At 70.9% G+C, this 26,386-nt stretch carries 30 protein-coding genes; 20 read left to right on the forward strand and 10 right to left on the reverse strand.

Features of this window, described 5'->3' with window-relative positions; translation table 11 throughout:
- Positions 1-21 precede the first annotated feature (21 nt).
- From asnB to OG276_RS14720, 8 genes are all read left to right on the forward strand, one after another.
- Positions 22-1,860 carry an asparagine synthase (glutamine-hydrolyzing) gene (gene asnB, locus OG276_RS14685; RefSeq protein ID WP_266905566.1) on the forward strand — a complete coding sequence of 613 codons (1,839 nt, stop codon included), beginning with the start codon at positions 22-24 and terminating at the stop codon, positions 1,858-1,860.
- Positions 1,861-1,882: 22 nt separating this feature from the next.
- The gene (locus OG276_RS14690; protein ID WP_266905568.1) at positions 1,883-2,386 is read left to right on the forward strand and encodes a PhzA/PhzB family protein; all 504 of its coding nucleotides are present in this window, start codon (positions 1,883-1,885) and stop codon (positions 2,384-2,386) included.
- A 62-nt stretch (positions 2,387-2,448) separates the two neighbouring features.
- Complete coding sequence (locus OG276_RS14695; protein WP_266905570.1) at positions 2,449-2,859, forward strand: VOC family protein; 411 nt, start codon at positions 2,449-2,451, stop codon at positions 2,857-2,859.
- A 140-nt stretch (positions 2,860-2,999) separates the two neighbouring features.
- Positions 3,000-4,025 (forward strand): methyltransferase, encoded by a 1,026-nt coding sequence (locus OG276_RS14700; RefSeq protein ID WP_266905572.1) that lies wholly within the window; start codon positions 3,000-3,002, stop codon positions 4,023-4,025.
- 25 nt (positions 4,026-4,050) lie between these two features.
- Positions 4,051-4,527 (forward strand): DUF488 domain-containing protein, encoded by a 477-nt coding sequence (locus tag OG276_RS14705; RefSeq protein WP_266912812.1) that lies wholly within the window; start codon positions 4,051-4,053, stop codon positions 4,525-4,527.
- Positions 4,527-6,200: an asparaginase domain-containing protein gene (locus OG276_RS14710; RefSeq protein WP_266905574.1), complete on the forward strand. Its 1,674-nt coding sequence runs from the start codon at positions 4,527-4,529 to the stop codon at positions 6,198-6,200. Before OG276_RS14705 ends, OG276_RS14710 begins: the two co-directional genes overlap by 1 nt.
- Positions 6,201-6,222: 22 nt before the next feature.
- Positions 6,223-7,074, forward strand: a complete 852-nt coding sequence (locus tag OG276_RS14715; RefSeq protein WP_266905576.1) for a PhzF family phenazine biosynthesis protein — start codon at positions 6,223-6,225, stop codon at positions 7,072-7,074.
- A 45-nt stretch (positions 7,075-7,119) separates the two neighbouring features.
- Positions 7,120-8,460, forward strand: coding sequence for a replication-associated recombination protein A (locus OG276_RS14720; protein ID WP_266905578.1), 1,341 nt, complete (start codon positions 7,120-7,122; stop codon positions 8,458-8,460).
- Between the two features lie 65 nt (positions 8,461-8,525).
- On the opposite strand, the gene OG276_RS14725 is transcribed toward OG276_RS14720, so the two are convergent.
- Entirely contained in the window at positions 8,526-8,921 is a 396-nt protein-coding gene (locus OG276_RS14725) for a RidA family protein (RefSeq protein WP_266905580.1), read from the reverse strand.
- A gap of 138 nt (positions 8,922-9,059) precedes the next feature.
- Here OG276_RS14725 and OG276_RS14730 point away from each other — a divergent pair, with 138 nt between their 5' ends.
- From OG276_RS14730 to OG276_RS14740, 3 genes are all read left to right on the forward strand, one after another.
- Positions 9,060-10,043 (forward strand): YafY family protein, encoded by a 984-nt coding sequence (locus OG276_RS14730; RefSeq protein ID WP_266905582.1) that lies wholly within the window; start codon positions 9,060-9,062, stop codon positions 10,041-10,043.
- A gap of 197 nt (positions 10,044-10,240) precedes the next feature.
- Positions 10,241-11,557 carry a M28 family metallopeptidase gene (locus OG276_RS14735; RefSeq protein WP_266905584.1) on the forward strand — a complete coding sequence of 439 codons (1,317 nt, stop codon included), beginning with the start codon at positions 10,241-10,243 and terminating at the stop codon, positions 11,555-11,557.
- Positions 11,558-11,615: 58 nt separating this feature from the next.
- The gene (locus tag OG276_RS14740; protein WP_266905586.1) at positions 11,616-12,041 is read left to right on the forward strand and encodes a hypothetical protein; all 426 of its coding nucleotides are present in this window, start codon (positions 11,616-11,618) and stop codon (positions 12,039-12,041) included.
- Here the strand turns inward: OG276_RS14740 and OG276_RS14745 are convergent.
- From OG276_RS14745 to OG276_RS14760, 4 genes are all read right to left on the reverse strand, one after another.
- The gene (locus OG276_RS14745) at positions 12,015-12,431 is read right to left on the reverse strand and encodes a hypothetical protein (RefSeq protein WP_266905588.1); all 417 of its coding nucleotides are present in this window, start codon (positions 12,429-12,431) and stop codon (positions 12,015-12,017) included. The two genes, OG276_RS14740 and OG276_RS14745, sit on opposite strands and share 27 nt — an antisense overlap.
- Positions 12,428-12,631: a ribbon-helix-helix domain-containing protein gene (locus OG276_RS14750; RefSeq protein WP_239516343.1), complete on the reverse strand. Its 204-nt coding sequence runs from the start codon at positions 12,629-12,631 to the stop codon at positions 12,428-12,430. The genes OG276_RS14745 and OG276_RS14750 overlap by 4 nt, the downstream gene beginning before the upstream one ends.
- Positions 12,632-12,749: 118 nt before the next feature.
- The gene (locus OG276_RS14755; protein ID WP_266905594.1) at positions 12,750-14,000 is read right to left on the reverse strand and encodes a DUF2092 domain-containing protein; all 1,251 of its coding nucleotides are present in this window, start codon (positions 13,998-14,000) and stop codon (positions 12,750-12,752) included.
- A 271-nt stretch (positions 14,001-14,271) separates the two neighbouring features.
- Positions 14,272-15,282 carry a polyprenyl synthetase family protein gene (locus tag OG276_RS14760; RefSeq protein WP_266905596.1) on the reverse strand — a complete coding sequence of 337 codons (1,011 nt, stop codon included), beginning with the start codon at positions 15,280-15,282 and terminating at the stop codon, positions 14,272-14,274.
- A gap of 201 nt (positions 15,283-15,483) precedes the next feature.
- Here OG276_RS14760 and OG276_RS14765 point away from each other — a divergent pair, with 201 nt between their 5' ends.
- Both OG276_RS14765 and OG276_RS14770 read left to right on the forward strand, forming a co-directional pair.
- Positions 15,484-17,001, forward strand: a complete 1,518-nt coding sequence (locus OG276_RS14765; RefSeq protein WP_266905598.1) for a peptide MFS transporter — start codon at positions 15,484-15,486, stop codon at positions 16,999-17,001.
- Between the two features lie 65 nt (positions 17,002-17,066).
- Positions 17,067-19,073 carry a CocE/NonD family hydrolase gene (locus tag OG276_RS14770; protein ID WP_266912814.1) on the forward strand — a complete coding sequence of 669 codons (2,007 nt, stop codon included), beginning with the start codon at positions 17,067-17,069 and terminating at the stop codon, positions 19,071-19,073.
- Between the two features lie 42 nt (positions 19,074-19,115).
- Here the strand turns inward: OG276_RS14770 and OG276_RS14775 are convergent, their stop codons facing one another.
- Together OG276_RS14775 and OG276_RS14780 are read right to left on the reverse strand one after the other, a co-directional pair.
- A complete protein-coding gene (locus OG276_RS14775) occupies positions 19,116-19,310 on the reverse strand; it encodes a DUF397 domain-containing protein (protein ID WP_266905600.1) in 195 nt (64 codons plus the stop codon).
- Entirely contained in the window at positions 19,307-20,134 is an 828-nt protein-coding gene (locus tag OG276_RS14780) for a helix-turn-helix transcriptional regulator (protein WP_266905602.1), read from the reverse strand. The genes OG276_RS14775 and OG276_RS14780 overlap by 4 nt, the downstream gene beginning before the upstream one ends.
- Before the next feature lie 106 nt (positions 20,135-20,240).
- On the opposite strand from OG276_RS14780, the gene OG276_RS14785 reads away from it, so the two are divergent.
- The 3 genes from OG276_RS14785 to OG276_RS14795 are packed head-to-tail and all read left to right on the forward strand — an operon-like array spanning position 20,241 to position 21,024.
- Entirely contained in the window at positions 20,241-20,474 is a 234-nt protein-coding gene (locus OG276_RS14785; RefSeq protein ID WP_266905604.1) for a hypothetical protein, read from the forward strand.
- Positions 20,471-20,713 (forward strand): hypothetical protein, encoded by a 243-nt coding sequence (locus OG276_RS14790; RefSeq protein ID WP_266905606.1) that lies wholly within the window; start codon positions 20,471-20,473, stop codon positions 20,711-20,713. Before OG276_RS14785 ends, OG276_RS14790 begins: the two co-directional genes overlap by 4 nt.
- Entirely contained in the window at positions 20,710-21,024 is a 315-nt protein-coding gene (locus tag OG276_RS14795) for a hypothetical protein (protein WP_266905608.1), read from the forward strand. Before OG276_RS14790 ends, OG276_RS14795 begins: the two co-directional genes overlap by 4 nt.
- 20 nt (positions 21,025-21,044) lie before the next feature.
- Here the strand turns inward: OG276_RS14795 and OG276_RS14800 are convergent, their stop codons facing one another.
- Entirely contained in the window at positions 21,045-21,494 is a 450-nt protein-coding gene (locus OG276_RS14800) for a hypothetical protein (protein ID WP_266905610.1), read from the reverse strand.
- Positions 21,495-21,666: 172 nt separating this feature from the next.
- Positions 21,667-22,254 carry a TetR-like C-terminal domain-containing protein gene (locus OG276_RS14805; protein WP_266905612.1) on the reverse strand — a complete coding sequence of 196 codons (588 nt, stop codon included), beginning with the start codon at positions 22,252-22,254 and terminating at the stop codon, positions 21,667-21,669.
- Positions 22,255-22,273: 19 nt separating this feature from the next.
- Between OG276_RS14805 and OG276_RS14810 the strand changes: the two genes are divergently transcribed.
- Positions 22,274-22,705, forward strand: coding sequence for a DUF6463 family protein (locus OG276_RS14810; protein ID WP_266905614.1), 432 nt, complete (start codon positions 22,274-22,276; stop codon positions 22,703-22,705).
- A gap of 296 nt (positions 22,706-23,001) precedes the next feature.
- Here OG276_RS14810 and OG276_RS14815 read toward each other — a convergent pair whose 3' ends face one another.
- A complete protein-coding gene (locus OG276_RS14815; RefSeq protein WP_266905616.1) occupies positions 23,002-23,808 on the reverse strand; it encodes an HAD family hydrolase in 807 nt (268 codons plus the stop codon).
- A 140-nt stretch (positions 23,809-23,948) separates the two neighbouring features.
- On the opposite strand from OG276_RS14815, the gene fahA reads away from it, so the two are divergent.
- The 3 genes from fahA to OG276_RS14830 all read left to right on the forward strand — a co-directional run bounded on the left by fahA (position 23,949) and on the right by OG276_RS14830 (position 26,373).
- Entirely contained in the window at positions 23,949-25,184 is a 1,236-nt protein-coding gene (gene fahA, locus OG276_RS14820; protein ID WP_266905618.1) for a fumarylacetoacetase, read from the forward strand.
- A 150-nt stretch (positions 25,185-25,334) separates the two neighbouring features.
- Complete coding sequence (locus OG276_RS14825; RefSeq protein ID WP_266905620.1) at positions 25,335-26,105, forward strand: GntR family transcriptional regulator; 771 nt, start codon at positions 25,335-25,337, stop codon at positions 26,103-26,105.
- A 40-nt stretch (positions 26,106-26,145) separates the two neighbouring features.
- Positions 26,146-26,373, forward strand: a complete 228-nt coding sequence (locus OG276_RS14830; protein ID WP_030710222.1) for a ferredoxin family protein — start codon at positions 26,146-26,148, stop codon at positions 26,371-26,373.
- Positions 26,374-26,386 lie beyond the last annotated feature (13 nt).

Here is a 26,386-nt window from a genome sequence, read left to right on the forward strand (position 1 = left end):
AAGTGAGAGAAAGGCAAGCCGATGTGTGGAATTACGGGCTGGATCTCGTTCGACCGTGATCTGGAGCAGCAGCGCACCCAGCTGGACGCGATGACGCAGACCATGGCCTGCCGGGGACCGGACGCCGGCGGCGCCTGGATCGAGCGGCACGCGGCCTTCGGGCACCGGCGGCTGTCGGTCATCGACCTGGAGGGCGGCGCCCAGCCCATGGTGGTGCCGACCGACAACGGGCCGGTGTCGATCACCTACAGCGGTGAGGTCTACAACTTCAAGGAGCTGCGGGCCGAGCTGGTGCGCCGCGGCCACCGCTTCCGGACCGACAGCGACACCGAGGTGGTGCTCAACGGCTACGTCGAGTGGGGCGAGGCCCTCGCCGACCGGCTCAACGGCATCTACGCCTTCGCCATCTGGGACTCCCGCGTCGAGAAGCTCGTCCTGATCCGCGACCGGATGGGCGTCAAGCCCCTCTACTTCTACGAGACCGAGGACGGGGTGCTGTTCGGCTCCGAGCCGAAGGCGATCCTCGCCAACTCGCTGTCGGAGCGGGCGGTCGACCTCGCCGGGCTGCGGGAGCTGGTCAGCTTCACCCAGACGCCGGGAAGCTCGCTGTGGGTCGGGATGCGCGAGGTGGTGCCGGGGGGCATCGTCATCGTGGACCGCGCCGGCCTGCGCGAGCGCCGCTACTGGACGCTGCCCACCCGGCAGCACACCGATGACCTGAAGACCACCATCGGCAACGTGCGGGACCTGCTCGAGGACATCGTGAACCGCCAGGTCGTCTCCGACGTACCGCGGTGCACCCTGCTCTCCGGCGGTCTGGACTCCAGCGTGATCACCGCGCTGGCCGCCGCCAAGCTCGGCGAGTCCGGCGAGAAGGTGCGCAGCTTCGACGTCGACTTCGTCGGACGGGCGGACGACTTCGTCGCCGACGAGCTGCGCGGCACGACGGACGCCCCCTACGCCCGGGAGGTGGCCGCCCGCGCCGGAACGCAGCACCAGTCGATCGTGCTCGACCACGCCTCGATCGCCGACCCGGACATCCGGCGGAAGGTCATCACCGCGCGGGACAGTCCGCTCAGCCTCGGCGACATGGACACCTCGCTCTACCTGCTGTTCCAGGCCATTCGCCAGCACTCCACGGTGGCCCTGTCCGGGGAGTCCGCGGACGAGGTCTTCGGCGGGTACCGGTGGTTCCACCAGCCGGAGGTCCAGGCCGCGAAGACCTTCCCCTGGATGGCGGTCTTCGTCAGCGGTGCCAAGGCCCAGGTGTCCGACCGGTTCAACCCGGGCATCACCGCCGCCCTCGACCTGCCGACGTACATCGCCGACCAGTACTCCGCCGCGGTCGGGGAGGTCGAGCGGGCGGAGGGCGAGAGCGACCACGAGATGACCATGCGCACGATGAGCCACCTGCACCTGACCCGTTTCGTGCGGATGCTCCTGGAGCGCAAGGACCGGATCAGCATGGCGGTCGGGCTGGAGGTCCGGGTCCCGTTCTGCGACCACCGGCTCGTGGAGTACGTCTACAACGCGCCGTGGTCGATGAAGACCTTCGACGGCCGGGAGAAGAGCCTGCTGCGCGCCGCGACCGCCGACCTGCTGCCCCAGTCGGTGCTGGAGCGGACGAAGGCCCCCTACCCGGCGACGCTGGACCCGCAGTACACGAGCGCGCTGCTGCAGCAGTCCAAGGAACTGCTGACGACCGACGACCCGGTCTTCGACATGGTCGACCGCAGCTGGCTGCAGGACATCGTCCAGCAGGACTCGGCCAACATGCCGCTCGACGTCCGCAACGGCATGGAGCGCGTGCTCGACCTGAGCACCTGGCTGGACATCTACCGCCCCGAACTGCGCCTCTGACACGGGAATTGAGGAAATCGAGATGGGAACGAACCACGCTCGGCCCGAGGGGCTCGAGACCGACTCCGAGACCGACTCCGACCTGCGCGCCCGGCACCGTGCCGTCGTGGCCGACTACATGAGCCGCAAGGGCGAGACCCGCAAGACGCGCTACCTGCTCTTCGCCGAGGACGGCAGCGCCGGCCTGTGGACCAGCGACACGGGGCAGCCGATCACCTCCCAGGGGCACGAGAAGCTCAAGGCGCACGGCGAGTGGTCGCTGCGCATGTTCCCCGACTGGGAATGGTCGAACGTCCAGATCTTCGAGACGCAGGACCCCAACCAGTTCTGGGTCGAGTGCGACGGGGAGGGCCAGATCCTCTACCCCGAATACGAGCCCGGCCACTACACGAACCACTTCATCCACTCGTTCCTGCTCGAAGACGGAAAGATCAAGCAGAACCGCGAGTTCATGAACCCGCTCCAGCAGCTGCGAGCGCTGGGCATCGAGGTGCCGAAGGTCAACCGCGGCGGCATCCCCACCTAGGCCGTCGCCTTCGGCCCCCTTGCCGGATTCGGGCCGCCCACACTCACGACAAGGAGAATCCGATGGGATCTCAGCTCAACCCCTACATCGCCTTCGACGGGGATGCCCGGCAGGCGCTGGAGTTCTACCACGACATCCTCGGCGGAAAGCTGGAGCTGGGGACGTTCGGTGACTTCGGCAATCCGGAGTCGCCCGATGCCGACAAGATCATGCACGCCACGCTCAGCACCGCGGACGGTTTCACGGTGATGGCGTGGGACGTCCCGGAGCGGGTCCCCTTCAACCCGGGCACCAACGTCGCGCTCTACCTCGGCGGCGACGACGCCCGCCTCCGCGAGTACTTCGAGAAGCTCGCCGCCGGCGGCACCGTGGTGATGCCCCTCAAGCAGCAGAGCTGGGGCGACGAGGCGGGCACCCTCGTCGACAAGTTCGGGATCACCTGGATGTTCAACATCACCCAGGGCCGGTCCTGACCGGACCGCCGGGGTGCGGGGCGGGGCCGTCCGACGGCTCCGCCCCGCACCGGGAGCACGCAGCTTTATGTCCTGCCGCGGAAGACCGCGGCGAAGCGGTCCGGCCGGCAGTGGCCGGGAGTGGGGATGGTGAGGGATCCATGACAGTCGACGTCGACGTACAGGCCACCCGGAACGTGGTCGACCTGATCACCGGTGGGTGGAGGGCGCAGGCGCTCTACACCGCGGTCAAACTCGAACTGCCCGACCACATAGCGGCCGGCCGTGACTCCGGCGCCGAGCTCGCGAAGGCGACCGGGGCCAACGAGCAGGGCATCCACCGCCTGATGCGCCTCCTGGTGGCCATGGGCGTGTTCGAGGGCAGCGAGTCCACCGGCTACCGCGGTACCCCGGTGAGCGCGGCCCTGCTCGACGGCCCGCAGTCCCTGCGCGACATGTGCCTGCTGTACGGCGAGGAGTTCTACTCCGCGTGGAGCCACGCCCACCACGCCATCAGCACGGAGAGCTCGGGATTCGAGGTCGCCTACGGCCAGTCGCTCTACGAGTACCTCGGTCAGGACGCGGCCACCGCCCGGCGCTTCCAGCTCACCATGAACGCCGCGAGCATGTTCTTCCACCAGGTGCCCGAGGTCTTCGACTTCGCGGGCAAGACGGTCGTGGACGTGGGCGGGGGCGGCGGGCACCTGCTCGCCACGATCCTCGGCGCCGTCCCGGACGCCCGGGGCGTGCTCTTCGACCGCGAGCACATGATGCCGAAGGCGCGCGAGCACCTGGCCGCCACCGTCGGCCTGGACCGCGCCGAACTGGTCGGCGGCGACATGTTCGAGGACGTCCCGGCGGGCGGCGACGTCTACGTCCTGTGCCGCGTCCTGGCCGGCCACGACGACGAAGCCGTCGTCGGCCTCTTCGAGAGCATCCGCCGCGCCATGGCCGACTCCTCGTCGCGGGTGCTGATCCTCGACCGATTCGTCGAGGACGAGGACCCCACCGTGCTGCCCGCCCTGTGGGACCTGCACCTCCTGGTGACCACGGGCGGCGAACACCGCACCCTCGACCGGATCACGCGGCTGCTGCACCGGGCCGGCCTGGAGATCGACCGGGCCGCGGAGCTGCCCAGTGAGACGACCGCCCTGATCGTCGCGCCGCGCACCCCCGCGCACTCCTAGGGAAAGGAGACCTCCGGTGCTCACGATGGCCACCATCGGCGTCTACGGCTTCGACGCCGATTCCTACCTGCAACGACTTCAACAGGCCGGTGTGCGCCTGGTGCTCGACGTGCGCCAGCGCCGCGGCGTCCGCGGCCCGGACTACGCCTGGGCGAACTCACTGCGGCTGCAGGCCGCCCTCGCCGAGGCCGGGATCGCCTACGAGCACCACCGCGAACTCGCTCCGACCACCGAGCTGCGCCACCTCCAGTACGCCGAGGACGACCGCCAAGGCGTCGGAAAGCGCTCCCGCCACGAGCTCGCCGCCGAGTACACCCGCCGCTACACCAGCGAGATCCTCGACCCCGTCGACCTCGACCCGATCGTGTCGCGGCTGCCGGGCGACGGGACCGCCGCGCTGTTCTGCGTAGAGCGCGACGCGAAGGCCTGCCACCGGTCGCTGGTGGCCCGGCGCCTTGCCGAGGAGCACGACGTGGCGATCGAACACCTGGGGCCGCTGTGATGGACGAGATGCTTCCGCGCCCCGCGCGGCGACCGCGGATCGCGGTGTTCGCCGGACCGACGGCGACGATCCTGAACACACCGGACCTGGTCACGTCGAACAAGGCACGGGTGCGCCACGGTCTGCCGCTGCTCCCCTCCCGGTTCGACGTCCTGCGCTCCCAGCGCCTCGCGGCGCCCGTGACCCTGTACGTCGAGGCGTTCAGCGCGCACCCGCTCGAACGGGAGTCGGCCGACCTGTACGCCCCGCCGGACGGCTGGCTCGACAAGGAGGGAACGTTCCACCAGGAACGACCCTTCGACGACGCCACCCCGGTGTACGTCGTCGAACTCGATCCGGCCGACGGTCTCTACCCCCTCCCCTACATGGGCAGGCAGGCGGACGGGTCCGCCTGGGAGGAGACCTCGGCGGCACCCTTCGCACCGGCGGCGGCTTCCCGGCAGACCTTCTACCCCGATGCCGGGCGGCTGTACGAGGAGATCGAACGGTTCGCACTCGCCGACCTCGGAAAGCCCGTCGAGCTCGGTTCGCTCGCCGACTTCGACTTCTTCCGCGCCGCTCCGTCGGGCGGATACACCACGGGCCCCGACGGCGAACGCCTCGGGCAGGACTTCTTCGTCTACTACCCGTACCACCTCCAGAGCGAGCCGGGCCTGGCGAACCTGGCCGAGGCCACCAACCAGGTCCAGGCCGTCCTCGACACGGGAGGGTTCACCGGTGTCCAGTGGCTGGAAGGGAGCCCGACCGTCGACGAGACCCTGTACTGGCTCGGGCTGCTGATCGACACCACGGTGCCGCTCGTCGGGCACGCGGCCCAGCGCCGCCACCAGTCCGCGAGCGCCGACGGCGACCGCAACGTGGTGGACGGCGTGAAGTTCATCGCGTCGGGCGTCGCCCTGGACGAAACGGGCGTGGACCGCATCGGTGCCTGCGTGATCGTCGACGAACTCGTGTACTCGGCCCGCGACGTGACCAAGGTCGACGCCCGGCCCGGCGGGTACGAGGTCACCGGCGGGCACGGAGGCGTGGTCGCCGACATGGGCGGCTACGGTCCCCCGCAGCTCACCTACCTTCCGGCGCGCAGGCACACCCACCGCTCGGAGCTGCGCCTGAGCGTGCTCCCCGACCGGGTGAGCGGCGTCACCGGGGCCCTGGACACCGGCGTGTCCCTGGTCGACGTGGAGACGAAGGACGCCGGCGGGCTCGTCGCCGCCGCCATGCCGCACGTCTCGATCACCAAGTACAGCCGGTACGCGGCCACGGGCGCGGCCTGCGACCATCCGTCCCTCTCCGACGACGAGGTCGAGATCCTCGCCCGGATCGACGCCGGCCTCGCGGGCGCCCCGCTGACCGGATTCGTCTGTGAGGGCATGTCACCGTTCGGGATGGCCGACCCGGCGAAGAACGCGGCGCTGGGCGTCGCCGTCTTCGCCGGCATGCCGGTGGTCCGTACCGGTCGCGGCAACACCGGGGGCATGGCGTACCGGATGGATCCGGCGTTCATCTCGGGCAACAACCTCACGGCCACCAAGGCGCGCCTGCTCCTGATGGCGGCGCTGCTCAAGTTCGGTGCCCTGCCGCCGGCCGCGGACCCGTTCAACCCGACTCCCGCCGAGTACGCGGCCACCGTACGGGCGGTCGCCCGGTACCAGGTCCTGTTCGACACACACTGACACCACTTCTGGGACGGAACGCATGGATACGTACGAGTACGTGGTGGCCGACGTCTTCACCAAGGTCCCGCTGGAAGGAAATCCGACCGCTGTCTTCCTGGACTCCTCCGGCCTGTCCGGCGAGCGCATGCAGCAGATCGCGAAGGAGATGCACCTGTCCGAGACGGTCTTCGTCCTCCCCGCGGAGGACGACGGCGATGTGCGGGTCCGCATCTTCACCCCCGTCAACGAGCTGCCGTTCGCCGGGCATCCGACCCTGGGCACGGCCATCGTGCTCGGCGAGTCGCACGCCCCGAAGGAGCTCCGGATGGAGACCGCCATGGGCACCGTCGCGTTCGAACTCGAACGGAACGACGAGGGCCGGGCCGACGCGGCCGGCATGTGGCAGCCCGTCCCGACGTGGGAGGCCTACGACCGCGCGGACGAGCTGCTCGCCGCGCTCGACCTGACGGCCACCGGCAGCACGCTGCCGGTCGAGGTCTACTACAACGGGCCGCGGCACGTGTTCGTCGGCCTGGACGGCGTGCCCGCGCTCTCCGCCCTGAAACCGGACCACAGGAGTCTGTCGAGGCTGCCCGACATGGCCGCCAACTGCTTCGCCGGCTCGGGCACCCACTGGAGACTGCGGATGTTCTCGCCCGCCTACGGCGTGGTGGAGGACGCGGCCACGGGCTCGGCCGCCGGGTCGCTCGCCGTACACTTGGCCCGGCACGGCCTGATCCCCTTCGGGGAGTGGATCAGCATCCGCCAGGGGGTCGAAATGGGCCGCCCCTCGACGATGCACGCCCGGGCCATGGGGACGCCGGAGCGGATCGATTCGGTGCATGTGGCGGGATCCGCCGTGGTCATCGCACGGGGAACGCTGTACGCGTGACCGGTCCACAGAGGAAGGGCGCCGCACGTGTCCGATGGTGACGGGTTGTTCGAGTTACCGACGTACGAAGCCGCCCCGCCGCCCACGGAGACCGCGGGGGCCACCGCGCCGCTGGCGGCGCGGATGCGGCCCCGGACGCTCGCCGAGGTGGTCGGCCAGGCGCACCTGCTGGGTCCCGGCGCGCCGCTGCGGCGGCTGGCGGAGGGCGGCGAGGCCTCGTCCGTCCTGCTCTACGGGCCCCCCGGCACCGGGAAGACCACGATCGCGCGGCTGCTCGCCGCCGTCGACACCCGCCACTTCGTCGCCTTGTCGGCGCTGTCCAGCGGGGTCAAGGAACTGCGCGAGGTGATGAACGAGGCGCGCCTGCGCCGGGACCGCCAGAACCGGCGGACCGTGCTGTTCATCGACGAGGTGCACCGCTTCTCCAAGAACCAGCAGGACGCCCTGCTCGGGGCAGTCGAGGACCGGCTGGTGCTGCTGGTCGCCGCCACCACGGAGAACCCGTCGTTCTCGGTGGTGACGCCGCTGCTCTCGCGGATGCTGGTGCTCCAGCTCCAGTCCCTGGACGAGGAGGACCTCCGCGCCCTGGTGCGGCGGGCGGTGAAGGACGAGCGCGGCCTCGCCGGTTCGGTCTCGCTGTCCCCCGAGGCCGAGGACGCCCTGGTGCGCCTCGCGGCGGGCGATGCCCGCAGCGCGCTGACCGCGCTGGAGGCGAGTGCCGACGGGGTGAGCGACACCGGCGGCACCGTGATCGACGTACCGGCCGTTGAACGGGCCGTCGCCGGGACCATCGTGCGCTACGACCGGCAGGGCGATCAGCACTACGACGTCATCAGCGCGTTCATCAAGTCGATCCGCGGCTCGGACCCCGACGCCGCGCTGCACTACCTGGCCCGCATGCTCGTGGCCGGGGAGGATCCGCGGTTCATCGCGCGCCGGCTGCTGGTGCACGCCAGTGAGGACGTCGGACTGGCCGACCCCACGGCGCTGCAGGCGGCCGTCGCGGCGGCGCAGACGGTCCAGCTGATCGGCATGCCCGAAGCCCGCCTCGCCCTCGCGCAGGCCACCGTGCACCTGGCCACGGCACCGAAGTCGAACGCGGTGATCACCGCGATCGACGAGGCCATGGCGGACGTCCGGGCGGGTGCCGTCGGCGAGATCCCCGCCCACCTGCGGTACGGCCGCTACGCGGGCGCCCGGGAGCTGGGCAACGCCATCGGCTACCGCTACCCCCACAAGGCCCCGGACGGGGTCCAGGAGCAGCAGTACCCGCCGGACGGACTCGTGGGGAAGGACTACTACCGCCCCACGCGGCACGGCGGGGAGCACATCCTGCACGAGCGCCTCGCCAAGCTCCGCCGTGTGATCCGGGGGGACCGGGGGTAGACCGGGGATAGCCCACTGCCCGTGCCGGTTCGACGGGCGCGGGCAGCGGGACGGACGCGGTCGCGTTACGCGACGGCGGTGCCTTCGAGCTCGACCAGCTGGCCGGGGATCGCCAGACGCGACACACCGAGCATGGTGGTGGTCGGCGCGACCTGGGCGGCACCCAGCTTGCCCGCCAGCACGCCGTAGTGCTGGAAGAGCAGGTCGACGTCGGTCGTGTAGACGTTGAGACGGACGAGGTTGGCGAGGGTCATGCCGGCCTCGGCGAGCACGGCTTCGATGTTGGCGATGCTCAGCGCGAGCTGGGCGGCCATGTCACCGTCGTGCTCGGGCTTGCCCTCGCTGCTCATCGCGGTCTGTCCCGAGATGTACAGGGTGCGCGAGTGTCCGGAGACGACCTCGCCCTGGTTGAAGCCCATCTCTACCGACCACGACACCGGGTTGACCGCAGTTCGTTCCATGTCGCACAAGCTCCATTCGGTTCACGTGAATGTACGGACGCCCATCGGCTCGGCAGCCGCCCAGCTCTGACGTCGTGTGAGCGAGCCTTGCAACTAAATACGACACCCTCGGTCATGTATTTCAGTTAAAATTCCTATGTGCGCGCTGACCGATTAGTCTCCTTAGTGCTACTTCTGCGCCAGCGCGGCCGGATGACCGCCGACACCCTGGCCCGCGAGCTGCGCGTGTCCACCCGTACGGTGCTGCGCGACGTGGAGGCACTGTCCGCGGCCGGCCTGCCGGTCTATGCCGAACGCGGCCGGCACGGCGGTTTCTCGTTGTTGCCCGATTTCCAGACAGCGCTCACCGGGCTGAATCACGATGAGGCGCTCGCCCTGGTGGTCGCCGGATCGCGGCGCGGATCGCAGCTGTTCGGCCTCGGCTCGGCGCTCGCCTCGGCCATGCTCAAACTGGTCGACGCACTGCCCGAAGGCCTTCGGGACTCGGCGGCCGGCGCGGCACAGCGGTTGCTCATCGACCCGGAGACCGACCTCCTCTCGCGCCGGGTGGTCGCGGACGAGGTGTCCGACAGCATCGTGGCGGAGATCCGCCACGCGGTGTTCGCCGGACGCAAACTGAACCTCAGTTACGCGGCGCAGGGCCAGGTCCCCAATTGGCGCACGGTGGACCCGATCGGCCTGGTCACCGTGCGCGGCCAGGGCTATCTGCTGGCCACGAGGTACGGCGCGGACCGCACGTACCGGCTGTCCCGGGTGCTGGCCGCCAAGGCGCTCGACGAACCCGCGCAGCGCCCGGACACCGTCGACCTGGACCGGGCCTGGCAGGAGCGGAACGCGCAGTTGCGGACCGGGGGCGACCAGGTCACCGTGCTGGTCCGGGTGGACCCGGCGCGGCGGGACCACCTGGTGGACACCGCGCTGGCCGTCCGTGACGAGGAGGCCCATGCGGACGGCTGGCTGAGGATGAGCGTGGTGTTCCAGGACGTGCGGCACGCCGAATGGGCCCTGTGGCAGCACGCCACGTACGCCGAGGTCCTGGCCCCGCAGGGGCTGCGCACTTCCCTGCACCATCGCGCCGCCACGATCGCCATCCGCTACGGGGGCGGACACGCCCCCCAGTAGGGGCCCGTCCGGTTTTCGAACAGGGTTGACCGAATTACGTTCTTGACGGACAGTCACCCTCTCGCCCAACATCAGGGCTCGCACTGACGCACGACGCACTGCCGTACCCACGCAGTAGCGCCTGCGCGCAGGCATGCTCACCCGCGCCACCCGCACGTTCCGCACACATCCCCAGTACGGAATCTCGGAGCCCCCACATGAGCCTGTCCGTCTCCCGGCGCATCGCCACCGTGACCGCCCTCGCGGTCGCCGGCCTGTTCGCCGCCACCGCCCCCGCCGCGCTCGCCTCGCCGACCTCGGTCGCCGCCGCGCCCACGCCGCCCGACATCCCGCTGGCCAACGTCAAGGCGCACTTGACGCAGTTGCAGTCGATAGCCACCGCCAACGGCGGCAACCGCGCGCACGGCAAGGCCGGTTACAAGGCCTCGATCGACTACGTGAAGGCCAAGCTCGACGCGGCCGGCTTCACGACCACCCTGCAGACCTTCACCTCCAGCGGTGCCACCGGCTACAACCTGATCGCCGACTGGCCGGGCGGCGACCCCAATTCGGTCCTGATGTCCGGCGCCCACCTCGACTCGGTGTCCTCCGGCGCGGGCATCAACGACAACGGCTCCGGCAGCGCGGCCGTCCTGGAGACCGCGCTCGCCGTCTCCCGGGCCGGCCTCACGCCGACGAAGCACCTGCGCTTCGGCTGGTGGGGCGCGGAGGAGCTGGGCCTGGTCGGGTCGAAGTACTACGTCACCAACCTGCCGACGGCAGAGCGGGCGAAGTTCTCCGGCTACCTGAACTTCGACATGATCGGCTCGCCGAACCCGGGCTACTTCGTCTACGACGACGACCCCACGATCGAGCAGACCTTCAAGAACTACTACGCGGGCCTCGGTGTCCCCACCGAGATCGAGACCGAGGGCGACGGCCGCTCGGACCACGCGTCGTTCAAGAACGTCGGCATCCCCGTGGGCGGCCTGTTCACCGGCGCCAGCAACAGCAAGACGGCGGCGCAGGCGACGAAGTGGGGCGGCACCTCCGGTCAGGCCTTCGACCGCTGCTACCACTCCTCGTGCGACAACACGTCGAACATCAACGACACCGCCCTGGACCGCAACTCCGACGCCATCGCCTACGCGATCTGGAACCTCGGGTTCGCCGTCCCGGTCCCGCCGGGCCCGTCCTTCGAGAACACGGCCGACGTGAACATCCCGGACTCCCCGGCCGCCGCGGTGAACTCGCCGATCACGGTCTCGGGCGTCACGGGCAACGCGCCGGCCACCACCAAGGTCGACGTGAACATCGTCCACACCTACATCGGTGACCTGGTGGTCGACCTGGTCGCCCCCGACGGCACCCTGTACAACCTGCACAACCGCACCGGCGGCAGCGCGGACAACATCGTCAAGTCCGTCACGGTCAACGCCTCCTCCGAGGTCGCCAACGGCGTCTGGAACCTCCGGGTCAAGGACGTCGCGGCGCAGGACGTCGGCTACATCAACAGCTGGAAGATCACCTTCTAGGGCACCAACCCCTGAAGTGGTCTAGTCCTTTGGGGCTCCGGTGTGATCTCATCGGATCATGCCGGAGCTCCTCGCTGCCCTGTTCACCCTGATCGCCCAGGCTCTCGCGGCCCTCAACCCCGCACTGCTCGTGCGCAGGCGCCGCCGGCTGGCGCGGCTGGCGGACCACGCGCAGGGCCTCCCCGTCCTCGTCCCCTGCGATCTGCGCGACCGCGAACTGACGGGGAGCGCCTGGTCCGAGGGCCACCTGAAACTGCCGCTGGGCACCACGGGCGAGCCGGTCCGCTGGCTCGCCGAGGACACCGCAAGCACCGTGGGCTCCACCACGCCGGTGCCGGTGGACTTCCCGCCCCTGGAGGCCGTCTCCGCCGACGAGCTCAGCGTCGCGTTCCGCTCCGCCGACGGGGCCACCGAGCTGCGGCTGCACCCGGACGAGGCCCCGATGGTGCTGCGTGTCCTACGTGTCCTGCGCGAGGCCCCGTAGCGAGGCCGACAGCGGCTCCTGGATCCGGGCGCGCAGCTCCTCCGCGACCGCCTCGACATCCGCGCGGCCCAGCTTCGCGGCCTCGACCAGATCGCCGAGTTCCTCCGGCGAGGGCAGCTGCTTGGCCCCGGCGACCCGCAGGTACGAGCGGGTGGCGGCGGCGGCGTAGAACTCGTTCATCGGGGATTCCAGCGCCGGGCACACGGCGAGGGTGTGCAAAAACGCGGCGGCCCGCCACGCGGTGTCCGGGGCGGGCTGTTCGGGGACCAGGACGAGGTCGTTCTGGTGGCGGGCCACGGCGGCGGCCACTCCGGACGGATCCCATACGGCGGGATCGGACGGGAGATGGTGGGCCAGAGCGGTCCAGGCCCACTCCATGGTGATCTTCAATGCCCGAACCGCTCCTGGAAGTAGCCCCAGTGGTCGGCGAACTCCTCGATCCCGGACAGGAAGTTCTTCCGGTCCTCGTCGAGCTCGCGTTCCGTGACTTCGGTGATCAGCGCGGTGACCGTCGTGCCCAGGGCCGCCGCGCGCGCCTTCAGGCGTTCGTGGAACTCTTCTTCCAGGCGGATGGTGACGTGTCTCGACATGCTTTTCACGGTACAGCGGGGCTGCTGTACACAGGGCCGGAACGGCCCAAGGGTGGGCAGGGACACAGTCCCCGCCCACCCTTGGGTGCCGGTATCGCCTACGCGTCGGCGTCGGCCCCTACTTGTTGGCGTCGGCCGCCTTCACCAGCTCGGCCTTGGTGACCGCGCCGACGTAGACCTTGCCGTCGTCGGTGATCAGGGCGTTGACCACGCGGGTCTTCAGGACGCGGCCCTCGCCGAACTTCCCGGAGACCTTCTCCCCGAGCGAGTGGAGGAACTGCGAGGCACCCTTGGGGGCGTTCTTGTCCTTGGCCGCGTCGTCCAGACCCTTGAGGGTGTTGGTCGCGCCGGTCTCGATCCGTGCGATCGAGGTCCAGCCCTCGCCGAGGACCTTCGGCTCGCCCTTGGCACCCGCGGCGCCGCCGGTCAGGCCGTCCAGACCGGGGATGGCCCCCAGCGCGTCCAGGCCCTTGTCCTTGCCGTCCTTGCCGTCCTTGCCGTGCTCGCCGGCCGCGCCCTCGGTCACCTTGGCGTCCTTGGGCGGGGTGAAGGCGAAGGTGTCGGCGGCGGGCTTGGCGAAGTCCACCTTGGTGAAGCCGGCGTCCACGATCGGCTTGCCGCCGTCGGTGGAGAGCAGCTGCACGCGCAGCGGCATGCCGTTCTTCGCGTCCACCGCGATCTTCACCGAGGCGACCGTCGAACCGGTCCCCTTCGGCTTCAGGACCAGCTGGTAGGCGTCGCGCCCGGCCACCTGGGCCGTGTCGCCGACGCTGACGTCGGTGGTCGGTCCGGCGGCCTCCAGGATCTCCTGGGCGATCTCCTGCGGGGTGCCCGGGAGCCCCTCGCCGGTCTTGCGCTCGGAGCTCTTGCCGCCCTTGTCGGCGTCGGCCTTGTCGCCCTTGTCGGAGGGAGCCTTCTCGTGGAAGACCTCCTTCGACTTGGAGTCGTATCCCCAGACGTCGTCGCCGTTGTGGACGAGGCTGTACTCGTCCTTGCCGTCGACGAAGGTGAGCTTCTGGCGGTCCGGCCCGTCGGCGGCCACGCGGAAGGTGTGGGTGCCGCTCACCAGCTGGGAGAGCTTTTCCTGCGGGTCCGCGGAGCCGCCGGTCACGCCGCCACCGCCGCCCAGCAGGCCGGCCGGCAGGCTCGGCAGTCCCAGGTCCGTGCTGATCTTGGCGCTGCCGGACAGCTGCTGCACGTCCGAGGCCGCGATCTTCTCGATGAGCTGCTGGGCCGTCACCTTCGGAAGGTCCGGTCCCCCGGCGTTCGCGAAGGCCGGAACCATCGCGATCGTGCCGGCGACCACACCGAACACCGCGACCGGTACGGCGTACCGAGCGGCCTTGCGGGTCTTTGCGTTCGTTCCCATGTCTGTCTGCCCTACCTCTGTGTGTACGGCGGCGACCTACCCGTCTTGTATGTGGTCGACAAACGCGACCACGTCCACCCCTCGCCGCCACTCTCACCCGATCTGGTGGGGATGTGCCTCTATCTGACCAAAGAAGAGGGGGTCGGGGCGTCAGCCCCCGGAGCCAACTGTGCGTACGCCCCAGGGATGACATGACGAGGGCCCGGCCTCCCCCACCCGTAGGGGTTGCCGGGCCCTCGCCCCTGCTTTCTGCTTGCCCGGTGCCCCGCGATCAGCCCGCGCGGTGGACCACGGCGTCGCAGAGCTCCACCAGCGCCGACTTCGCGAAGCAGTCGGGCAGCGGGGCCAGCGTGGCCCGCGCCTCCTCCGCGTACCGCACGGTGTCCTTGCGGGCCCGTTCCAGGGCCGGGTGGACCCGCAGCCGGGCGAGCACCTCGGCGTGCCGGGCGTCGTCCGTCAGATCGCCGTCCAGGAGCCGTACGAGCTCCAGGTCGTCGGGGTCGCCGCCCTGGGCCGCCATCTCCCGCAGCCGCAGGACCGGCAGCGTCGGGATGCCCTCGCGCAGGTCGGTCCCGGGGGTCTTGCCGGACTCGTGCGAGTCGGAGGCGATGTCCAGGACGTCGTCGGCGAGCTGGAAGGCGGTGCCGAGCCGCTCGCCGTACTGGGTCAGGATGTCGACGACCGACTCGTCGGCGCCGGACATCATCGCGCCGAAGCGGCCGGAGACCGCGATCAGCGATCCGGTCTTGCCGGCGATGACGTCGAGGTAGTGCTCGACCGGGTCGCGGCCGTCGCGCGGGCCGGCCGTTTCCAGGATCTGGCCCGTCACCAGGCGCTCGAAGGCCTCGGCCTGGACCCGTACGGCCTCGGGACCGAGGTCCGCCAGGATGTGCGAGGCCCGGGCGAACAGGAAGTCACCCGTCAGGACGGCCACGGAGTTGCCCCAGCGGGCGTTGGAGCTCTCCACGCCGCGGCGCACGTCCGCCTCGTCCATGACGTCGTCGTGGTAGAGCGTCGCCAGGTGGGTGAGCTCCACGACCACGGCGGAGGGGACGATCCCGGGTGCGTAGGGATCGCCGAAGCGGGAGGCGAGCATCACCAGCAGCGGCCGGAACCGCTTGCCGCCGGCGCGGACCAGGTGCTGTGCGGCCTCGGTGATGAAGGGGACTTCGCTCTTGGTGGCTTCCAGCAGACCCGCCTCGACGGCGGCCAGTCCGGCCTGGACATCGGTCTCAAGAGCCTGGTCCCGCACGCTCAGTCCGAACGGCCCGACGACGGTCACGAGGGGTACTCCTGTCTGCTGACGATCACCTTGACGATCACACGGATTGTCGATGTGTCGCTGCCATCACTCAAGCCAGCGTATCGGGTCTGTTTTCGATCACCCAGGGCACCCGTCCGGCCACGTGCCGCGTACCGACCGGGCGGCGCCCCATGCGCCCCGGTATGTTCTAGAGCAGCCGAAACAACCGGAGAATGCGTTTTGTCCAGAACTTCTACCGAAATAGACGAGCCTTCCGACCCGGAGGCCGACCAGCCGCCGCCCGGCGACGACCACGCCTTCCTCGGGCACCCCAGGGGCCTGGCCACGCTCTCCGGACTGGAGGTCTGGGAGCGCTTCTCGTTCCTGGGCATGCAGGCCATCCTCGTCCTGTACTTCGCGGACACGGTGGCCAACGGCGGCCTGGGGATGAATCCGGGCACCGCGGCCTCCGTCTCGGCGGCCTACGGGACCATGGTCTACCTCGTCTCCGTCGCCGGCGGGTGGCTCGCCGACCGGATCCTCGGTTCGTACCGCGCCGTCCTCTGGGGCGGCATCCTGATCGCCTGCGGCCACTACGCGATGGCCGTGCCGACCGCCGCCATGACCTGGGTGGGCCTCGGCCTGATCAGCGCCGGCACCGGCCTGCTGAAGCCGAACGTGGCCAGCATGGTCGGCAAGCTGTACAAGACGGACGACGACCGGCGCGACGCCGGCTTCGCCCTCTACTACATGGGCATCAACATCGGCGCCTTCGCCGGCCCCCTGATCACCGCCTGGCTCGGCGAGCACCAGGGCTGGCACTGGGGCTTCTCGGCCGCCGCGATCGGCATGACCGCCGGCCTGATCCAGTACGTGGTCGGCCGCCGCCACCTGGCGGGACGCAAGCACTCCGCCGAGTTCGCGCTGGCGCCCGACGCGATGCGCTCGGCTGTGATGAAGATCATCGGCGGGATCCTGCTCTTCGCCGCGCTCGCCACTCTTCTGGCCCTGCTGGGCTGGCTGACGATGGACCGGTTCGTCGACCTGCTCACCCTGATCTCGGTGATCGCACCGATCGTGTACTTCGCGATCATGTTCCGCAGCGACCGGGTGACGCCCGCCGAGCGCGGCCGCCTGCGCCCCTACGTCGTGCTCTTCCTCGCCTCGGTGGCCTTCAACTTCATCCTCTTCCAGGCGTACTCGACGATGATGCTGCTCGCGTCGACGAACGCCCGCACCGAGATCCTCGGCTTCGCCTTCCCGGCCGGCTGGTACGCCTCCGCGCTCGGCGCGTTCGAGGTGCTCCTGGCCCCGGTCGTCGCCGCGCTGTGGGTCCGGATGGGCCACAAGCAGCCGCATGCCTCCAACAAGATCGCCATCGGCGTGATCCTGGGCGGCCTGTCCTTCCTCCTGATGGTCATCCCCACCTCGGGGCACACGGGCGACACGTACAAGATGGCCGCCTGGTGGATCGTCGGCTCCTACCTGCTGCTCGGACTCGGCGACGTCCTCCTCGAAACCTCCGGCATGTCGGCCACCACGAAGCTCGCCCCCAAGGCCTTCGCCAGCCAGACCATGGCCCTGTGGTTCCTCTCCCTCGCCCTGGCCAACGGCATCCAGGCGCAGGTGGTCAAGCTCTACGACCAGGTCTCCCACCCCGCCTACTTCGGCGTCAACGGCGCCATCGCCGTCGCGGTGGGACTGGCCGTGATCGCGCTCGCACCGTGGCTCAAGCGCACGATGCACCCGGTCCACTGACGCCCCTTGTTCGCCGACCCCGGTTGTCCACTGACCCTCCCGAGGAGATGGGCGAGATAACTCCGATGATCATCCGTACCGATTTCCCCTACGGGACCACCCACGAGGACGTCCGGATCCCCCTCCCGGACGGCACCGAGCTGTACGCCCGCATCTGGCGGCCGGTCACCGACGAGCCCGTCCCGGCGCTGCTGGAGTACCTCCCGTACCGCCTCACCGACTGGACCGCCCCGCGCGACTGGCAGCGCCACCCCTGGTACGCGGGCCACGGCTACGCCTCCGTACGGGTCGACGTGCGCGGCCACGGCAACAGCGGCGGCGACCCGGGCGACGAGTACGACGCCCAGGAACTCGCCGACGGCGTCGCGGTCGTCGAATGGCTGGCGGCCCAGCCCTGGTGCACGGGCTCGGTCGGCATGTTCGGCATCTCCTGGGGCGGCTTCAACAGCCTCCAGATCGCCGCCCTGGCCCCCGAACCCCTCAAGGCGATCGTCACCGTCTGCTCCACGGACGACCGCTTCGACAACGACGTGCACTACATGGGCGGCTCCCTCCTCGCCGTGGACATGCACGCGTGGGCGGCGACCATGCTCGCCTTCGCCTCCCGCCCGCCGGACCCGCTCTACGCGGGCGAGGGCTGGCGCGACCAGTGGCTCTCACGCCTGGGCGCGGTGGAACCCCTCCTCCACACCTGGCTCTCCCACCAGACCCGCGACGCGTACTGGCGCCACGGCTCCGTCTGCGAGGACTACGCCGCGATCGGCGCGGCCGTCCTGGCGGTCGGCGGCTGGCACGACCCGTACCGCGACACGGTGCTCCGCCTGGTCTCCGCCCTGCCCGCCGACCGGGTCCGCGGCCTGATCGGCCCCTGGTCGCACCAGTACCCCGACCGGGGACTGCCCCCGGGCCCCGCGATCGGCTTCCTCCAGGAGACCCTGCGCTGGTGGGACCACTGGCTCAAGGGCAAGGACACCGGCGTCATGTCCGAACCCCTCCTCCGCTCCTGGATCTCCGAGTCCCACCCACCGGCGACCACCTACCCGACCCTCCCCGGCCGCTGGGTCGGCGACCCGTCCTGGCCCTCGCCGAACGTCGACCCCGTCACCTACGCCTTCCAGGGCGCGCCGGTGGTCGTCGCCTCCCCCCAGCACACGGGCCTGGACGCGGGCCGCTTCTTCCCCTTCGGCAACGACGCCGACCTGCCGCCCGACCAGCGCGAGGAGGACGCGAAGTCGGCCTGCTTCGAGTTCCCCGTCGGTGACGGCTCCGCCCCGGTCGAGATCCTGGGCCGCCCGGTGGTCAGACTCCGCCTGCGCATGGACGTCCCGTACGGCCAGGTCGTGGCCCGCCTCTGCGACGTGGCCCCGGACGGCTCCTCGACCCTGGTCACCCGCGGCGCGCTCAACCTCTCCGCCCGCCAGGGCCGGGACAAGGCGGTCCCGTGGCCGGTCGGCTCGTACGAGGACGTCGTCTTCGACCTGAACGGCATCGGCCACTCCTTCCCGCCCGGCCACCGCATCCGCCTGGCCCTCTCCTCGGCCTACTGGCCCTGGATCTGGCCCCGCGCCGGCTCGGAGGCGGGCTGGACCCTGGACCCGGCGGGCAGCGCGGTGGAACTCCCGGTCCGCGACGCCTCTGCCGAGGGGGACGCCATCCTCTTCGAGGCGCCGGAACAGTCGGAGCCCTTGGGCGTCTCGTACCCGGCGACCCTGGACGCCCCCCGGCCGGAACGGCTGGTCGTACGGGACGTCGCGCGCGGGGTGTGGCGCCTGGAGGTCGACCCGCGCTACGGCGGCACCCGGGTCTACCCCGACGGACTGGAGTTCAGCGAGGACGCGCTGGAGATCTACGAGATCCAGGAGTCGGACCCCTTGTCCGCCCGGACCCACTCCACCTGGACGGTGCGACTGCACCGGCCGGAGCTGGCCTGGGACGTCTCGGTGGTGACCCGCTCGGAAATCACGTGCGACGAGGGCGGCTTCCTGACGTCGAACGAGGTGGTGTGCCGCGAGGGCGACGAGGTCCTCTTCCACCGCACGTGGGAACGCCGGCTGCCGCGGGCGGCGGTGTAGCCGACCTCGGGGCCCCGGCGGCTGCCCGGGGCCCGGCGGCCGTCAGACGGCCTTGACGCCGTCCACGAAGGCCGCGAAGGCGGCGGCGGAGACGTCCAGCACGGGGCTGTCCGAGAGCTTGGAGTCGCGGACCGGCACGACACCGCGCGAGGCGACGAGGTTGGTGGCGACCTCGACGCACGCGCCGCCGTTCTCGCTGTAGGAGGACTTGAACCAGCGGGGGGTTTCGGTCGTCACGAGGTGCCCTTTCGTAGCTGACGGATCAAGGCCACCGATTCGGCTTGCGACGTGGCCTCAGCCTGAAGCTGATGGTAGGCGGTCAGCAAGGGCACAACAGAGGCGCTGTCCCGCTCAAGTTGCCCCCGCTGGGCGGACTCCGCATAGGAAACCAGGGAGCGGTTCTGCATGGTCAGAATGTAGAGCGGCAAGCTGAGTGGACGGCGGTCCCCCATGCTGAACCGTGCGATCTGGAGCACGGTGTTCGGCAGCGCCGCGAAGTCGATCAACTTGGCCAACTGGGCATCCATGGTGGCCGGGTCACCCACGGGTCGAAGCAAGCAACTCTCGTCCAGCACCACGAAGACCAGCGGCAGGGGAGTCCGGAGAAGTGCCGCCTGCCTCGCCGCTACGAGCGAGATCCGTTCCTCCGCCTGCTCTGCAGTGCTCGCGCCGCGCTCGACGGCCCGTTCGTTGAGGGCTGTCGCGTACTGCGGGGTCTGAAGGATTCCCGGCATGACGCCGACCTCGTAGAGCCTGATCTCCGCCGCCCGCGCCTCGTGCGTGACGTACTCCGGGAACCCCTCCAGGAGCGCCGTACTGCGCACGGCCCGACTCTGACGTTCGAGCCGGTCTCCGGTCCCGAACACCCTGTCACCACTTGCCGCAAAGCGATGAGTTGGGGAACGCCGACCGGTTTCCACTGCGGAAATATGCGATCCGGAGCACCCCATCCGCTCCGCGAGCTCGTCCTGCGTCCAACCGCGCTCATCCCGCAGTGCGCGCAGGCGCTGGCCAAACGCCGCTCCTGGGGACTTCTCGGGGTCCAGCTCTTTCCGATTCAACGAAGATCACCCAACTCCCCGGACAGATTGCGCAAGTTGAAGACCGTCCGACTCTAAGTCACGCTGAACTCGCTTGGTAGTGGAACAGCTACGGAGAGGCACCGACATGCGCGAAGCGGACTACCCTCCTGCCCCCGGAACCCTCGTGGTGGACACCAGCCGCGGCGACCTGGTCGGGGAGTTCCGGGGCCTCGCCGGCCCCTATTGGGCGCTGCGGCCCGTGCGCGGCGGGCCGGAGTGGGAGGCGGAGCCTCGTGACGTACGGCCCGCCGACCCGATGGAGCGGCTCCGCGCGGAGACGGCCCGGCGCAACGCGCGGAGCGCGGAGGGGCTGTTGTGAGCGACGGCCCGCTGGGCGAACTGCGGCGGATCGAGTCGGACCCCGCCTACCGGGAGCGGTTCCGCGAGCTGCTGGACGCGGCGCTGGTACGGCGGGCCGTCGCGGATGCCGTACGGGCACTGCGGGGGCTACTGGAGGCCCGTACGGCGGAGGAGACCTCGACCCTTGCCGTGACCCTCGGGGCGGTCGCCTGGACCTGCTGCCTGGCGTTCGCCGCCGCCCGGGGCGGGATCACGTGAGCGACGCGTGCGGCGCCTCCGGCGCGCTGTCCGCCGTCCACCTGGACGCGCTCGCCCGGCGGCCCGGAATCCTCCGGGAGGTACTCGACGCCGGACCGGAGCTGCGGTGCTCCCTGGGCCAGCACACCGGGCCCCACATGGACGTCCTCCACGAGGACCCGGCCCCGGGGAACACGCTATGGGCCCGCTGGCCCGGGGACGCGGTCCTCGCCCTCCCCGACTGCCCGGCGACCGGCTCCGGCGAGGGCTGCGGCCAGTACCTGTCCCACCCGGGCGGCCACACCTGGCAGGTCGCGGACCCCACGCTCTGAGGCTCTCGCCCCCACGTCCGTCAGCGCGGGGCAGGGCCGCGTATCCACCGGGCGGGCACGGCTCCCGCCCGGGCCGAGCTGCTTGCCCGGATGCCCGAGTCCTTGACCACGAGGTCCACACTGCACGGAGGGACCGTCTCGTGACCCGGGAGGTCCACGTGCACCGTCCGGGGCTCGTCGACGTCGCCGAAGACCCACGTGGCCTCAACCGAGCGGCCGTCGCTCCACATCACCACCGCGCAGCCCTTGGCTTGGGCCTCCCCCGAAACCTCAGCCGATCCGTCCGCACGGATGAGCAGGCGAGCCCTGCTGTCGTCCTCCGCCGTCCAGGTCCCTTCCACGTCGGCCACGCGGAGGGGAGCCTCGTCCTCACCGCCGACGACCCCGTGGACGAAGCTCGCGAGCACGGCGACGACGGCCACCCCCGCGAGGCCCGCCACCAACAGCGGCGTGCGCGATCTGTCGTCCATGGGCGTCCCCGTCCGTCGGGCGGCCGGTCGATCGGCGCAACCGATCACCCGGATAGGGACCCCATCGTGGAGCCGCCGTCCGGACCGCGTCCAGTGCCGGGCCGGGCCCCGGGTGCGCCGCTGCGCGCAGCGAACTCCGTTGCATCCAGCAGGAGTCGGGCCATCACGTCGGTCAATCGCCCCGGGCGGCCGCTTCGCCGAGCGCGGCGAGGTGCGACGCCAGGGCGGGAGTGGGCGGCTGGTCGAGGAGGAAGAGCCAGCCGTACGCGGTGCCGAGTACGGCGGCGTGCACCAAGGCGGGGTCCGCCGGCGCGGTCAGTTCACCTCGCTGGTGGGCGCGTTCCAGCATCTCGGCGATCTGCGCGCGCTCTTCGGCGATGAAGGTCTCCTGGAACCGGGCCGCGACGTCGGGCTGCTGCCGCACGTCGGCGAGCAGCCCGGGGGCGGCCGCGGCGGTCACCGGATCGGAGAAGATCCCCAGGATCAGGCCGGCGAGCGCGGTGAGGTCGCCGGTGAGCGTTCCCGTGTCGGGCAGGTCTGGCGATCTCCTCCCGTGGACGAGGACGGAGAAGACGAGTTCGCCGCGCGAGCTGTGGCGGCGGTAGATGGCCGCTTTGCCGATGCCCGCCTTGGCGGCGATGGCATCCATGGTGAGGCCGGCATATCCCACGCGTGGCACCAACTCGCGTACGGCGTCGCGGATTGCGGCGTCCACGCGGGTTTCGCGCGGTCGGCCGGTGGGTTGCTTCGGAGACTGCATTGGCCCATCATACGGAACTATGAGTATCGGAACTGGCCGTATCGAAACCTCGTCCGCCGGCGGCAGCACGCGCGTCCGCACCCTGACCCTGTGGGCAGGCCGCAGCGCGGTGTCCATCGGCGCCCTCCACACCGCGCTCTTCGCCGTAGTGTCCCGGTCGGAATGGAGCGGCTGGCTGTCGGGCGAATTGCGGGGCGCGGACCCGGACACCAACGCCGAGTCGGCGGTTCTGTTCTGGGCGCTGCCGGGCGGTTTCGCCGTGCCGCTGATCCTGCTGGGCCTCCTGCTGTCGCGGATGGCCCGCACCGGCCAGGAGGTCCCGCGCTACGTGGGATGGGCCCTGGCGGGCTGGGTGGTGCTGGCCGGGTGGATCTTGGGGCCGTCCGGGTTCCCGCTGGGCCTGATACCGGCCGTGCTGCTGATTGCCGCGTCACGGAAGCGGTGGTCCTGATCTGTCACTGACCACGCGGGCGCGGCCAGAGACTGCCAGGGCCGGGGACGGGGGCGGGGTGGGGTGGGGTGTTGGCCAGGACGTAAAGCGTGATTTGTGGCGCCAGAGCACGCCGCGCCCTGTCGGAGTACGGCACAGGGCGCCTAAATCATGCAGTCCAGGCCGACACCCCACCCCGCCCCCGGCACCGGCCCACCCGCAGCCACCAGGCCGACGCCGGCACAACCCAGCCCCGCCGGCGTTTGAGGCGCAGGGGTCCGGGGACTGGTCCCCGGCAACGGCGCCGCACCGCACGGCTAGCCGAACAGCCGCTCCAGAACCACCGCGATGCCGTCCTCCTCGTTCGAGAGGGTGACCTCGTCCGCTACGGCGAGCAGCTCCCTGTGGGCGCCCGCCATCGCCACCCCGTGCGCCGCCCACGCGAACATCGGGATGTCGTTCGGCATGTCGCCGAAGGCGATCGTCGACGACCCGGTGACGTCCAACAGCGCCGCCGCCACCGCGAGCCCGCTCGCCTTGTCGATCCCCGGCGGCTGGAGCTCCACGGTGTGCTCCCCCGCCATGGTGACGTTGACCAGGTCCCCGACCACGCCCCGGGCGATCTCCGTCAGCTCGTCGTCCGAGAGGCGGGGGTGCTGGAGGAGCACCTTGTTGATCGGGGAGGTCCAGAGGTCGGACCGCCGGGCCACCGGCACCGTCGGGAGGTGGGGGTGCCACATCCGGTAGCCCGGCCCTATCAGCATCTCCGCGTCAACGCCCTCCTGGTTGACCGCCGCGTAGACCTCCCCGACCTCCGCCTCGATCTTCCCGAGGGCGACCTCGGCCAGCTCCCGGTCCAGGGCCACGGAGTGCAGGAGGAGCCCGGCCGCCGCGTCGTAGACCTGCGCTCCCTGCCCGCACACCGCCAGCCCCGCGTAGCCGAGGCCGTCCAGGACGTGGCGGACCTGCGGGACGGGGCGGCCTGTCACGATGATGTGGCGGGCGCCGGCCGCGCGGGCGGCGGCGAGAGCGGCATAGGAGCGGGCCGAGACGGTGTCTCCGGCGCGCAGCAGAGTCCCGTCCAGGTCGGTGGCCACGAGTGCATAGGGGAGGGCGGAAGTCACGTGTCAAGGATACGGACCCCCTCGGACAAGTCCTACAAATAGTGCCCGAATCCGGCCTCCCGCACGCCCCACCAGCCCCGTAACGTGTCAACCAGCCCCCGGGACACCCCCGGGCCGCGTCGAAAGCGAGGCAGCACCCCATGCCCCAGCAGAGCCCCCTCGACCTCCCCGAGGGCGACCCGTTCGGGCCGCACAACCTCCCCTACGGCGTGTTCTCCACCGCCACCGCCGGCGACGGGGAGGCGCGCCGCCGCATCGGTGTCCGCATCGGCGGACACGTGCTCGACGCCGGGGCGGCCGCGGCCGCGCTCGGATCCCCGTACGCCGGACTGCTCGGGCAGCCCTCGCTCAACCCGCTGCTCGCCGCGGGCCGCACCGCCTGGAAGGACGTGCGCCGCGCGCTGACCGCCTGGGTCACCGACCCCGGTCACCGGCCCTCCGTGGAGCCGCACCTGCTGCCGCTCGAAGACGTCACCCTGCACCTCCCGTACGAGGTCGCGGACTACGTCGACTTCTACGCGAGCGAGCACCACGCGACGAACGTGGGCAAGATCTTCCGGCCGGACGGGGACGCCCTGACCCCGAACTGGAAGCACCTGCCCATCGGTTACCACGGCCGCGCCGGGACCATCGTCGTGTCCGGGACCGACGTCGTACGCCCCTCCGGCCAGCGCAAGGCGCCCACCGACCCCGCGCCCGTCTTCGGCCCGTCCGTGAAGCTCGACATCGAGGCCGAGGTCGGCTTCGTCGTCGGCACCCCCTCGGAGCAGGGCCGTCCCGTGGCCCTCGGCGACTTCGAGGAGCACGTCTTCGGGCTGTTCCTGCTCAACGACTGGTCCGCGCGCGACATCCAGGCCTGGGAGTACGTCCCGCTCGGCCCCTTCCTCGGCAAGTCCTTCGCCACCTCCGTCTCCGCCTGGGTCACCCCGCTGGAGGCCCTGGACGCGGCCCGGGTCGCCCCGCCGGCCCGGGACTTCCCGCTCCTGCCCTACCTGGAGGACTCCGGCGCCGACCGCCCCGGCGGCTTCGACCTGCGCATCACCGTCTCCATCAACGGTCAGGAGGTGGCGCAGCCGCCGTTCGCGTCGATGTACTGGACCGCCGCCCAGCAGCTCGCCCACATGACCGTCAACGGCGCCTCGCTGCGCACCGGCGACGTGTACGGCTCGGGCACCGTCAGCGGCCCGGAGACCGACCAGCGCGGCTCGCTGCTGGAGCTCACCTGGAACGGCCGCGACGCCATCGAGCTCGCCGACGGCAAGCGCACCTTCCTGGAGGACGGGGACACCGTCACCCTCACCGCGTGGGCGCCGGGCGCCGACGGCACCCGCGTGGGCCTCGGCGAGGTCACCGGCCGCATCGTGGGCACCCGCTAGTCCACATCGCGGGACGAGCACCGACGGCGGGGTGGCGGATCTTTCCGTCGCCCCGCCGTTCTCGCAGGTCGTAGCCCTACGCGGACACCCGCGGGTGGCGCAACACTGCCGCAACACCACCGGCCCGGCCCCCTCGGTATGTTCCGTGCCATGCCAGCCGAACGCACCCGCGAACACACCGTCCCGGTCGCCGCCGCGCGCCGCCGGCGGCTGCGCGCGGACCAGGCGCGACAGCTCGCCGACCTGCTGCGCCACCAGATCCTGGCGGGCGGCTACCCCACCGGCGTCCTCCCCCTGGAGGACACCCTCGCCGCCGACTACGGAGCCGGCCGCAACACCGTGCGCCAGGCCCTGGACCTGCTGCGCGGCGAGCAGCTCGTCGAGCGCCGCCCCGGCGTCGGCACCGTCATCGTCTGCGCCAAGTACCCGCACGGCCTCGACCGGCTCCAGGGCCTCGCCGAAACCCTCCACGAACACGGCCGGGTCACCAACGAGGTCCGCACCGTCGGCCCCGTCCGCGCCCCGGCCCCCGTCGCCGGGCGGCTGCGCCTGCCCGAGCACTCCGACGTGCTCTACATCGAGCGGCTGCGCCGCCTGAACGGGCTGCCGCTCTCGCTCGACCTCACGTACGTCCCCCTGGACATCGGCGCGGACCTGATCGGCTGCGACCTGGAGAACACCGACGTCTTCCGGCTGCTGGAGTCCCTGACCGGGCAGCCGCTCGGCCACGCCGAGATCACCCTCGAAGCCGTCAACGCCGACGCGCACTCCGCCGCCGTCCTGCAGGCCCCGCGCGGGGCCGCCGTCCTGATGCTGGAGCGCCTCACCCACCTCGGCGACGGCCGGCCCGTGGACCTGGAGTTCATCCGCTTCCGCGGCGACCGGATCACCATGAGCGGCCTGCTGCACCGCGGCGCGTAAGTCCTCGTAGCCCCCTCCTCCCCCCTTCCTGGAGACAGCCATGCCTCTGGTCCCCCAGCGCGGCGACGTGCCCGTGACCATCGACGAGTCCCTGTGCATCGACGGCTGCACCCTCTGCGTCGACATGTGTCCGCTGGACTCGCTCGCGATCCGCGAGGACAACGGCAAGGCCTACATGCACGTGGACGAGTGCTGGTACTGCGGCCCGTGCGCCGCCCGCTGTCCCACCGGCGCGGTGACCGTCAACATGCCCTACCTGCTCCGGTGAAAGGTCCTCCCAC

This window comes from Streptomyces sp. NBC_00086 (genome assembly GCF_026343255.1).
GTDB lineage: Bacteria > Actinomycetota > Actinomycetes > Streptomycetales > Streptomycetaceae > Streptomyces.